Below are 10972 nucleotides of genomic sequence, written 5' to 3' on the forward strand. Positions count from 1 at the left end.
GGATCTCGGTCGGATCTTGGCGCAAGATTCGACCGAGATCCCTGATCCAGCCGGGGGTCAGCGAGGGTCAGCGGGGGTCAGCGAGGGTCAGCGGGGGTCAGCCGGGGGTCGGCGGGGGTCAGCCGGGAGTCGGTGGGGTCCACGGGTTGCCGGGCGAGTCAGACGATGGCGGTGACGTCGGCGTCCTGATCGGACAGTTCACCGAGCCGGGTCAGCGCGGCTTCGGCGATGGGCGTACCGGGGGCGTCCCGGCGGGCCAGCCGGAGGTCCTTGGCCGCCAGCGAGAGGGCGAAGTTGCCGCCCGCCGTCCGGAACCGTTGCACCGCACCGGCCAACGGCCCACCGGCCAGCACGTCGAGCGCCACCTCGCGGTCGACGCCTACCGAAGCGGCCACGGTCAGGCTGTCGTGCAACGCCGCCAACGCGGTCACCATCGCCGTGTTGTTCACGAGCTTCACCGCCGAGCCGGTGCCGATCGGGCCGGTGGGGCGTACCTTGCCGAGCGGGCGCAGGACCGGCTCGGCGGCGGCGATCGTCGCCTCCGGCCCGCCCGCGAAGATCACGAGGGTGCCGGCCTCGACCGCGTTCACACTGCCGCCGACCGGGGCGTCGAGGAGGTCGACGCCCGTCGGGAGGCGGCTTGCGATCTCGCGTACCTCGTCGGGCCCGACCGTCGAGGTCTGCACGACGATCATGCCCGCCCGCAGGGCGGGGGCGGCCGCGTCCAGCGCCGCGCGGACGGCCGTGGCGTCGGTCAGCATCGTGACGACGAAGTCGGCCCCGTCCACCGCCTCGGCGGGGGTCGCGGCGATCTCCGCCCCGTCCGCCTCCAGTGGCTTCGCCCGTTCGGGGCTGCGGTTCCACACCCGCACCCGGTGACCCGCCTCGATCAGGCGGCGCGCCATCGGCGTACCCATCCGGCCGGTGCCCAGCACTGCGATCTCGCTCATGACCTTGACGCTAGGCCGGGCCGAGCCATGCCACCAACGAATCTCCGGAATACAAGCCATGCGTGGTTAGCATGGATCAGTGGAGACCCAACTGCTCGAGGTATTCCGGACCGTGGCCCGGCTCAAGTCGATCACCGCAGCCGCGCAGACCCTGCGTTACACGCAGTCCGCCGTCTCCCGGCAGATCGCCGCGCTGGAGGCTGAGCTGGGCGTACGCGTCTTCGACCGGCTCCCGCGCGGCGTCGAGCTGACCGCCGAGGGACGTGAGCTGCTCCCGAACGCCGAAGCCGTGCTCGACCGGCTGGCGGCGGCTCGGCGGGGCTTGGACGACCTTCGCGGGCTCGGCCGCGGGCGGCTGCGCGTGGGCGCCTTCCCGACCGCGGTCGCGGCGCTGGTCCCCCGGGCCTTGGCGAGCTTCCGGACGGCGTACCCGGAGGTGCGTCTGTCTCTTGTGGAGGGCCTGACCCCTCGCCTGCTGGACCGTCTCGCGGACGGCGCCGCCGACGTGGCCGTGGTGAGCACCTCGCCCGCCGGGCAGTTCGAGGCCGACCGCTTCGAGCTGCACCACCTGCTCGACGAACGCCTGCTCGTGGCGGTCGCCCGCGATCATCGGCTGGCCCGCCGCCGCACGGTACGCCTCGCCGAGCTGGCCGAGGACGCGTTCATCGCCGGGTCCGCGACCGCCGAGGAGACGTTGCTGCGGGCGAGTCTGCCGAGCGGCTTCGAGCCGAGGATCGACATCGTGGCGGCCGAGTGGACGGGCAAGTTCGGCTGCGTCGCCGCCGGGCTGGGCGTCGCGTTGGTGCCGGCCTTGGCGACACGGAGCATCCCGGCTGACATCACCCTGCTCCGCCTGGACAAAAAGGACGAATCCGTTCGCCAGATCTACGCCGCGACCCTCGCCGGGCGGACGCGACCGCCGGCGGTGGCCCGCTTCCTCGACCACCTCGACGAGGTCGCGGCGACCTTCCGCTGAGCCTCTGCACTGTGCGTTATCCGGGATCACGCGGCTATCCGTCGCCGCCAAGGCCGCAATATCCCCGATAACGCGCAACCCCCGCGACCCGCGTCGGGCCCGAAAGGATCAGTACTCGGACAAATGCACGTGATTCGTATGCTCGGCCGCCGGGCTTCCGCTGCCGCTGTACGTTCGCCAACCCGAGCTGGGCAGCCAGATCTTGCGGTACCAGATCACGTAGAGGACGCCGAGGCGGTCGGCATTCTTGACGAAGAACGCGGCGAGATTGTTCCCGTATATCTTGTCGTCCCCGCTGGCGGCCCCACCGAATCCGCTCTTGGCGGCGGCGAAGTCGCAGGCCCGGCCCTTCGGGTGTTCACCGTGGTCGTCGACCCGGTAACACGACACGTAGTGGGTGAAGCCGGCCGCCTTCGCCTGCTGCAAGGCATGCAGCGTACGCGGAGTGATGCAGCCGCTCGTGGTGGGATCGTCGACCGAGCACGACTCCTTGGGCCAGGAGCCGTCGGCGTTGCGGGGCGCCGGTTTCGCCGTCTTGACCAGCCCGGTCGGTCCGGTCGTGGACGAACCGTAGCCCGCGGCGACCAACGCGTCCTCGGCCTGCTTCTTGCGGGCGGCCATGATCGCGACCTGCTTCTTCTGCTGGTCGATCTCCTCCGCCAGGGTCGTCTTCGCCGCGGTCACCCGATCGCGGGCGCGAACCATGTCCCGAAGTGTGCCGTCCTCGTTGGCGGTGACGGTGTTGAGGGTGAACACCCGATCCACGAAGTCGTCCGGCGACTCCGCGCTCAGCATCGCCGAGACGGTGCCCAACCGGCCGGCCCGGTATGCCGCCGAAGCCATCTCGCGCACCTTCGTCACCTTGCCGGCGTGGTCGGCCTCGAGTTTGGTGAGCTCGGCGGTGAGCTGCGCCTGCCGCTGCGTGGAACGGTCGAGGGCGGTCTTCGCGTCGAGGTAGCCGCGGCTGGCCTCGTCGAGCGCCTTGCGCAATTTCGCGGACGCGCCTTCGGAGTCGCTCGGCTCGGCGTAGCCGGGCGTCGAGCCGACCGCGAAGATCGCCGAGAACATCACGGCGAGTAACGCGAAGACTATGGATCGTCGTCGAGCCGGGGTCGTCAGCATCATCTGGGGGATGGTCCTTCCGTCTCCGCCGGCCGACTCCCCAGCTGCTCATTCATGGCATGAGCAGCACACCAGTGATGGTTCGACGGCGGCAGCCACCGCCGACACAGGGGGTGTCGCCTGACGGCGGCCGTGACCGAGGGTACCGGGCAACCGTCGCAGGCTCCACCCGAAAGCGTCAGCTCACACCAGTGTGAACGTCAGCTCACCAGACCGTTGAAGAAATCGCCGACGCCGTTGGCCATGTCGAGCAGAACACTGCCGATGCTCTTCACCAGATTCGCGGCCGCCGACGGGCGGTACGCGACGAAGAAGATCAAGAAGGCGATCGCGATCCAGGTCAGGTACTTCTTCACGAACCCGGCCTCCCTCCGATGGCGGAACGCGATCGACCAATGTCACCGCGTCACTACCCACTATGACTCAGTCGAAAGATCTTCGCACCCGACCGATGAGTCTGCATCGCCGGATCGGTCTAACCAAGCAGAAAAGCCGAAGCGATGGTGTCGAGAATCCGCCATTGACTCCGACCCCGATACGCCAGACGACATCCGAAACGCCATGGGAGCACGAAATGAACCGGATCGCCACGATCGCCCGACAGTCCACACTCGACGGGGAACTGGCTCGCGTCGTCAGCGGCGGGGTGCACACGCCCGGGAGTGCGGCGTACGAGGCCCTGAGGCGGCCGCTGCGGGCCGATCTCGACCCGCGCCCAGCCGTGGTGGTGGAAGCCGCCAACGTCGCCGACATTCGCGCCTCGCTGCTCGCCGCGCAGCGGCACGGCGTACCGCTCGCGGTGCAGGCCACCGGCCACGGCACCCACGTCGCCGCCGACGACGCGGTCCTGCTCAGGACCACCGACATGACATCTGTGCTGGTAGACCCGGCTCGCCGAGTGGCACGCGTCGGTCCCGGCACCCGCTGGAGCCAGGTGCTCGCGGCCGCCGCGCCGTTCGGCCTCGCACCGCTCTCCGGCAGCTCGCCCACGGTCGGGGTCACCGGCTACACGCTGGGCGGCGGAGTCGGCTGGCTCGCTCGCCGCCACGGATTCGCCGCCGACAGCGTGGTACGCGCACAGGTGCTGACGGCCGACGGCCGGCTGCTGACCACCGGACCGGATCAGTACCCCGACCTGTTCTGGGCGCTGCGCGGCGGCGGTGGCGGCTTCGGCATCGTGACGTCGCTGGAGTTCCGGCTCTACCCAGTCGACCAGGTCACCGCCGGATTCCTCTATGTACCCCTTTCGGGGGAGGCCGTCGCCTTCTACGGGGGATGGGCCTCATCGCTGCCCGACGACCTGAGCACCGCCCTCGTCGTACGCCGCATGCCGGGCACCGAGGACGTGCCGCCGGCCCTCCGCGACCGCAGCGTGATCATGCTCAAGGTGCTGCACTCCGGGGATCCCGCGCACACCCGCCGCCTCCTCGCGCCGATGATCGCGGCAGCCGGCCCCGTGGTGCACGACGAACTGCGCGTACTGCCCTATGCGCAGGCTGCGATGGGTGGCACCGCCGCCCGCCACCTCGACTTCTTCCCGGCCCTGCCGACCGGCGCGATCACCGAGCTTCTCGCCGACCACGCCGCGACCGGGTCCACCATCGAGATTCGGCACTGGGGCGGTGCGATGGCCGACACCGGCCCCGACGCCGGTCCGGCCGGCCACCGCCAGACGCCGTTCTCCGTGATCCTCGACACGCCCCGGGCCGACACCGCCGACCGGCTGGCCGCGTACGGGACCGGCGCCACCTTCCTCAACTTCCTCGCCGACACCGGGCGTACGCCGACCGCCTTCTCCGCCGAGAACCTGCGCCGGCTGCGTGCCGTGAAGCGCTTCTACGATCCCGACGGCTTCTTCCGGCTCGGCCACACCGTCGCCGCTCCCACCCACCCCCACCGCCGCGCCGCCTGACTCGCACCCCGGGTGCGCTAGACTGACCGCCATGTACGCGGTGGAGCAGCGAGCTAGCTGCGCCGAGCGGGAGTCCGGGGACCTCGTCCTCGCCTGATTCTCCGGCCCGGCTCGGCGAGGCATGCCTGCCCGTTTTCCTCCTCTACCGCATCCACCTCGCAGACGGCTGCTTTCTTCAGCATCGGCGAGGACCCGGCGACGGGTTCTGTGAGCGTGACCGCGGCCTCACCCGACAAGGGGCCAGATCATGCTTTCCACTGACATTCGCCGTACCTTCCTCGACTTCTTCGCGCAGCGAAGTCACCCGGAGCTGCCGTCGGCGTCGTTGATCCCCGAGGATTCCCAGCTGCTGCTCGTCAACGCGGGCATGGTGCCGTTCGCGCCCTACTTCCTGGGACGCCGGAAGCCGCCACATCCGCGCGTCATGTCGCTGCAGAAGTGTCTGCGTACGGTCGACATCGAGCGCGTCGGCAAGACCACCCGGCACGCGACGTGCTTCGAGATGCTGGGCAACTTCTCGTTCGGGGACTACTTCAAGGACGAGGTCGTCCCGTGGGCGTACGAGCTGCTGACCGAGGGCTATGGGCTCGATCGCGAGCGGCTGTGGGTCACGGTGCTCGACGGCGACGACGAGACCGTCGAGCTGTGGCGTCGCCTCGGCTTCCCGGACGAGCGCATCCAGCCGCTCGGCGTCGAGGACAACTACTGGTCGATGGGCCTGCCGGGGCCGGGCGGCCCCAGCTCGGAGATCTTCTACGACCGCGGTGAGCGGTTCGGTCCCGGCGGCGGGCCGGCGGTCAACAAGGAGCGGTTCCTCGAGCTGTGGAACCTGGTCTTCATCCACCAGCTGCGCGGCGACAGCGACACCGACATCCGCGGCGAGCTGCCCGCGCGCAACATCGACACCGGGCTCGGCGTCGATCGGCTCGCGCTGGTCCTGCAGGACCGCGCGTACATCTGCGAGACCGACCTGCTGTCGCCGACGCTGCGGCGCCTGCAGGAGATCACCGGGGAGGACTACGAGATCGCGCCCACGCGATCACAGACGTCCTATCGCGTCGTCAGCGACCATCTGCGCGCGGGCGCGTTCCTGATCGCCGACGGGGTGCTGCCCGGCAACGAGGGCCGCGGCTACGTGGTGCGCCGGCTTCTCCGGCGAGTGGTACGCCACGGGCGTCTCCTGGGCATCGACGGTCCGTTCCTGGGCGACCTGGTCGGCACGGTGGTCGAGAACCTCGGCGGGCAATGGCCCGAGCTGATCACCCGGCGTCCCGTGATCGAGCAGGTCGTCGGGCGGGAGGAGGAGGCGTTCGACCGCACCGTCCGCCAGGGCACCCGGCTGCTCGACGTGGCGATCCTGTCGGCGAAGCCGGGCGGCGTGCTGCCCGGGTCGACGGCGTTCGACCTGCACGACACGTACGGGTTCCCGGTGGACCTGACGGCGGAGATCGCGGAGGACGCGGGGCTGACCCTGGATCGGGACGAGTTCGGGCTGCTCATGCAGGCGCAGCGGCGGCGGGCGCGGCAGGCGCAGGCGTCCGGCCCGTCCGCGACCGAGGTCTATCGGGATCTGCTGGGCAAGCTCGGGCCGACCGAGTTCTTCGGCTACGAGCGGCTGTCGGGAGAGGCGAGCGTCCTCGGGATCGTCAGCGGCGGCACCGATGTCGCGGTGGCGACGGAGGGCGACCGGGTCGACGTGATCCTCGACCGCAGCCCGTTCTACGCGGAGGCGGGCGGCCAGGTCGGCGACTCCGGCATGTTGCGTACGAGGGACGGCGGGGCGATCCGGGTCGACTCCACGAAGTCGGTCGGCGACGGTCTCCATGTCCACTCCGGACAGATCGTCACCGGCGTGCTGAGTGTGGACGACGAAGTCTTCGCGAAGGTCGACGGCGTACGCCGGGACGCGACCGCGCGGGCGCACAGTGCGACCCATGTGCTGCACGCGACGCTGCGGGAGCAGCTGGGCGAGCACGCGCAGCAGCACGGTTCGCTGGTGGAGCCGGGCCGGCTGCGGTTCGACTTCACGCACTTCGACGCGGTCGGCTCCGATCGGCTGGCGCAGATCGAGGAGCAGGTCAACGAGCGGCTGCTCAGCAACCCCGAGGTACGCGTCTGGCACGCGACCCGGTCGGAGGCGGAGCGGGCGGGGGCGACCGCGCTGTTCGGCGAGAAGTACGGCGACACCGTCCGCATCGTCGACATCGGAGACTTCTCGCGCGAACTCTGTGGTGGTACGCACGTCGGCTACGGCAGCCAGGCAGGTCCGGTGCGACTGGTCGGCGAGGAGTCCGTCGGCGCGGGACTGCGCCGAGTCTCGGCGCTCGTCGGGATGGACGCGTTGCGCCACGCGGATCGCGAACGCCGGGTGCTCGGCGAGGTGACCCGGTTGCTGGGCGCGCCGGCGGACACCGTGGTGCAGCAGTTGACGGTCCGGCTCGGGGCGCTTTCCGAGGCGGAGCAACGGCTTTCCGCGTATCGCCGCCGTGAGCTGGATCTGCTCGGCGGCGAGCTGGCGACGCGGAGTGAGCCGTGCGGACCCGGCCGGATCGTGGTACGCCGAGTGACCGGCGTGGCGGGCGACGAGCTGCGCGGCCTCGCGACCGACGTGGTGCGACGGTTGCCCGAGCCCGGCGCGGTCGTGCTGGGCCTGAGCGACGGCGAACGCGCGCAGCTCGTCGCGGCGGTGAGCACCGGGCAGGCGGTCGAGCTGCTGCGGGACGCGGGCCGGGAGGTCGGCGGCGGTGCAGGCGGCACCGGGCCGATCGCGAACGCGGGCGGGCGGCGCGTCGACGGCCTGGACCGCGCGCTCGACCAGGCGCGGGCGGCATGCCACCGGATGCTTGGGGGTAATTGACCGGGCATGAGCGGATATGAGCGCGAGTACGAGCCCCGCAGCGGCGACGGATCGATCGCCGCCGAGGACGACGCCACGCTGCGCGAGCCGCACGACGAGGGGATCGACGATCCCGACGTCGAGCAGCTACGCGGCTACAACCCGAACCCGGAGACCCTCGAGGAGGATCTCCCGGAGCACAACGCCGACGACTCGGAGTAACCGGCTTCGCGTGAGCCACCGGCTTCGCGTGAGCCACCGGCTTCGCGTGATCATCGCGTCAGCCATGCTGTTTCACGCGACGAAATGTCCGTTCAAACAGCATGGCTGACGCAATGATCATTGCAGCTCAGCGGAGGGCGGGCAGCAGCTCGCGCTCCGCCATCTCCAGGAAGGCGGCCTGGTTCTCCCCACCAACCTGCACCACGGCGACGTGCGTGTAGCCGGCGTCGAAGTACTTGCGAACCGCCTCGACGTGCTTGGCCACGTCGGGGCCGCAGGTGACTTCCTGAGCGACCTGGTCGATGGTTGCCGACTTCGTGGCAGACGCGAACGAGCGCGGACCGGGCAACTCGGCGTTGACCGGCCAGCCGAGACCCGACCAGCGGAACTGCTCGTACGCGATCTTCCGGCAGGCGTCCTCGTCCGGGCCCCAGCAGATCGGGACCTGCCCGTACTTCGGCTTCCCCGGACCGGCCGCGGCGTCGAAGGCGGCCACCAGGTCGGCCTTCGGCTCGGTGGCGACCAGGACGTCGGCGTACCGGGCGGCGAGGTCGATCGAGTCCGGACCGGAGACCGCCACGCCGATCGGCACCGGCAGGTCCGGCACGTCCCAGAGCTGCGCCTCCGGCACCTCGAAATAGTTCCCCGAATAGTGCAGTACGCCGCCCGACAGCAGCGCGTGGATGATCTCCAGCGCCTCCTCGAACATGGCGTGCCGTTCGATGACGTGCGGCCACGCTCCGACGACGTGCTCGTTGAGGTTCTCCCCCGCGCCCAGCCCGAGAATGAAGCGGCCCTCCGACAGCAGCGAGACCGTCGCCGCCTTCTGCGCCACCACCGCCGGGTGATAGCGCCGGATCGGGCAGGTCACGTAGGACATCAGGCCCATCCGGTCGGTGGCGTACGCGACGGCTCCCAGAACCGCCCAGGCGTACGGCGAATGCCCCTGTTCGGACAGCCAGGGGTAGTAGTGGTCGGAGCAGACGGCGTAGTCGAAACCGGCTCGCTCGGCGGCCACCGCGTCGTCGACGAGTTGGCGGGGCGAACTCTGCTCGCCCATCAAGGTGTATCCGATCTCCGGCATGACGGGCTCTTACCCCCGCCCTCCGGAGTCAAGCGAGCTCAGGGCCGCAGGATCAGCCGGATCGGATTGCCTTGCTTCTTCTGCAGCCGCTCGACCGCCTGCTCCGCCTGGGCGAGCGGCACGACGTCGCTGATCGAGCGCGCGAAGTCGATCCGGTGCAGGCGGACCAGGTCGACCAGTTGGCGTACGTGCTCGTCGGTGGAGCCGTAATGGCCGAGGATCTGCTGCCCGAGGTAGCTGAACCGGGTGCCGTCGCTGATGGTCAGGGGCTTGTCGGTCAGCCCGACCAGGGTCAGCCGGCCGTCCTTGCCGAGGCATTTGGCCGCCTGCTCCCGCACCGGCGGCACTCCGGCGAAGTCGAACGCCCGCGCCAGCCCGGCCCCGCCGGTGGCCAGCCCGACCTGCCGGCGGACGTCCGGATCGCCCGGGTCGAGAGCCAGGTCGGCGCCGAACTCGACGGCCCGCTCCCGCGCCGGGGCCAGCGGATCGAAGGCGATGATCGGGGCGGCCCCGATGAGCCGCAGCAACTGGACGGCGTGCGCGCCGAGGCCGCCGACGCCCCACACCCCGACCGGAACCGCCGGCGGCGTCTGCGCGGTCGTCGTGATCGCCGCCCACGGGGTCGACACCGCGTCCGGGATGATCGACGCCTGCTCGAACGAGAGATCGTCGGGGATCGCCACCAGGGTGGACTCGGTCGCCAGCGCGTACTCGGCCCAGCCGCCGTCGTAGTCCACGCCACGGGTCCAGACCTGACCGCCGCGTTCCTCACCCGCCTGGAGCAGCACCCGCTGGCCGGGTCGCCAGGCGGTCACACCCGGACCCGGCTCGGCCACCACTCCGGCCACCTCGTGGCCCAGGGTGACGACACCGCCCTCGAGATAGAGCGGCGTCAGACCACCCTCGATCAGATGCACGTCGGACAGACACACCCCGGCCGCCTCGACCTTGACGAGCACCTCGCCCGGCCCCGGCTGCGGCGTCGGCACATCCTCCACCGTGAACTTCCGCGACCTCACGTCCAGCCGTCCGGCCAGCATCGCCCCACCCGCCCTCGGTTGTCGGACCTACCGCCCTACCGTCAGCCTAGGCATGGCAGGCAGGTCAGATGGTGGGGCCGCCGAAATCGCTGCCGTAGCCCGCATGCTGCGCCGTCTGGTCGGTGCCACCCTGGCCCTGGCCGCGGATCGTCCCCTTGCCGCGTTTGCTCCGCTCCTTGGCCAGCCCCTTGAGCGCGGCCTGAGCGTCGGTCGCCTGCGCCGCGCGGCGGCGGCGGGCGGCGATCACCCAGCCCGCCAGCGCGACGACCACGGCCGCGCCGGCGATCAACAGCCAGATCATGGATCGAGCCTAGAACTCATGACCCTCCATTGCGACGGTTGCGCCACCAGTTCTTCGTCTTGGCGACGACGGCCACCACGACGACCACTCCGCCGAGGATCGGATCGTGCCCGGCCTTGAGATCCTTGACGATCGCGTCGGAGCCGCGGGCGGTCGAGGAGCGTACCTCGCTCTGGTGCTGGCGCTCGTCGGCCAGCGTGATGCGGATGTTCTCCCGCTCCGGCGCACCGTGGTCGAGCCCGTCCCAGCCGTCCTCGTCCGGGCCCCGGTTCGGGCGGCACGTGCAGGCCGACGGGTCCCGGCCGGGCAAGGCGCTCGGGCCGTGGACGGGGCAGGAGCCGTTGTTGTTGTGGACCAGGACCGGCGTGGCCCCGGCGATGACGTAATAGGTGTGTACTTCGGCGACCGTCAGGTCGCGCATATCGGCCAGGCCGGTCCAGGTCTTGACCGCGACGACGATCTGAGTGGTACGCCCGGCGACGTCCCGGAGGCGGTCGCCCGGCTTCAGGGCCGACGCGTCGACCCAGTC

The 10972-nt window shown here is 70.7% G+C and carries 11 protein-coding genes; 4 read left to right on the plus strand and 7 right to left on the minus strand.

From position 1 onward, the window contains the following. Positions 1-158 precede the first annotated feature (158 nt). On the minus strand, positions 159-950 hold the full coding sequence (locus AB0H43_RS33420; protein ID WP_360006020.1) for an NAD(P)-dependent oxidoreductase: 792 nt from the start codon (positions 948-950) through the stop codon (positions 159-161). Positions 951-1029: 79 nt separating this feature from the next. On the opposite strand from AB0H43_RS33420, the gene AB0H43_RS33425 reads away from it, so the two are divergent. Further along, positions 1030-1926 carry a LysR substrate-binding domain-containing protein gene (locus AB0H43_RS33425; RefSeq protein WP_360006022.1) on the plus strand — a complete coding sequence of 299 codons (897 nt, stop codon included), beginning with the start codon at positions 1030-1032 and terminating at the stop codon, positions 1924-1926. Positions 1927-2034: 108 nt separating this feature from the next. Here the strand turns inward: AB0H43_RS33425 and AB0H43_RS33430 are convergent, their stop codons facing one another. Together AB0H43_RS33430 and AB0H43_RS33435 are read right to left on the minus strand one after the other, a co-directional pair. Further along, positions 2035-3048 carry a hypothetical protein gene (locus AB0H43_RS33430; protein WP_360006048.1) on the minus strand — a complete coding sequence of 338 codons (1014 nt, stop codon included), beginning with the start codon at positions 3046-3048 and terminating at the stop codon, positions 2035-2037. Between the two features lie 200 nt (positions 3049-3248). Beyond that, entirely contained in the window at positions 3249-3404 is a 156-nt protein-coding gene (locus tag AB0H43_RS33435; protein ID WP_360006023.1) for a hypothetical protein, read from the minus strand. 218 nt (positions 3405-3622) lie between these two features. Here AB0H43_RS33435 and AB0H43_RS33440 point away from each other — a divergent pair, with 218 nt between their 5' ends. From AB0H43_RS33440 to AB0H43_RS33450, 3 genes are all read left to right on the plus strand, one after another. Beyond that, a complete protein-coding gene (locus tag AB0H43_RS33440; RefSeq protein ID WP_360006025.1) occupies positions 3623-4960 on the plus strand; it encodes an FAD-binding oxidoreductase in 1338 nt (445 codons plus the stop codon). Positions 4961-5207: 247 nt separating this feature from the next. Next, the gene (gene alaS, locus AB0H43_RS33445) at positions 5208-7817 is read left to right on the plus strand and encodes an alanine--tRNA ligase (RefSeq protein ID WP_360006027.1); all 2610 of its coding nucleotides are present in this window, start codon (positions 5208-5210) and stop codon (positions 7815-7817) included. A gap of 6 nt (positions 7818-7823) precedes the next feature. Further along, positions 7824-8018, plus strand: coding sequence for a hypothetical protein (locus AB0H43_RS33450; protein WP_360006029.1), 195 nt, complete (start codon positions 7824-7826; stop codon positions 8016-8018). Positions 8019-8145: 127 nt separating this feature from the next. Here the strand turns inward: AB0H43_RS33450 and AB0H43_RS33455 are convergent, their stop codons facing one another. The 4 genes from AB0H43_RS33455 to AB0H43_RS33470 all read right to left on the minus strand — a co-directional run. Beyond that, positions 8146-9102 (minus strand): TIGR03557 family F420-dependent LLM class oxidoreductase, encoded by a 957-nt coding sequence (locus AB0H43_RS33455; protein ID WP_360006031.1) that lies wholly within the window; start codon positions 9100-9102, stop codon positions 8146-8148. A 38-nt stretch (positions 9103-9140) separates the two neighbouring features. Next, positions 9141-10142 carry a zinc-binding dehydrogenase gene (locus AB0H43_RS33460; RefSeq protein ID WP_360006032.1) on the minus strand — a complete coding sequence of 334 codons (1002 nt, stop codon included), beginning with the start codon at positions 10140-10142 and terminating at the stop codon, positions 9141-9143. Between the two features lie 64 nt (positions 10143-10206). Then, positions 10207-10443 (minus strand): hypothetical protein, encoded by a 237-nt coding sequence (locus tag AB0H43_RS33465; RefSeq protein WP_360006034.1) that lies wholly within the window; start codon positions 10441-10443, stop codon positions 10207-10209. A 16-nt stretch (positions 10444-10459) separates the two neighbouring features. Then, a partial coding sequence (locus AB0H43_RS33470) for a hypothetical protein (RefSeq protein WP_360006036.1) occupies positions 10460-10972 on the minus strand: 513 nt, incomplete at its 5' end.

The sequence above is a fragment of the Hamadaea sp. NPDC050747 genome (assembly GCF_040654195.1).
Lineage (GTDB): Bacteria > Actinomycetota > Actinomycetes > Mycobacteriales > Micromonosporaceae > Hamadaea.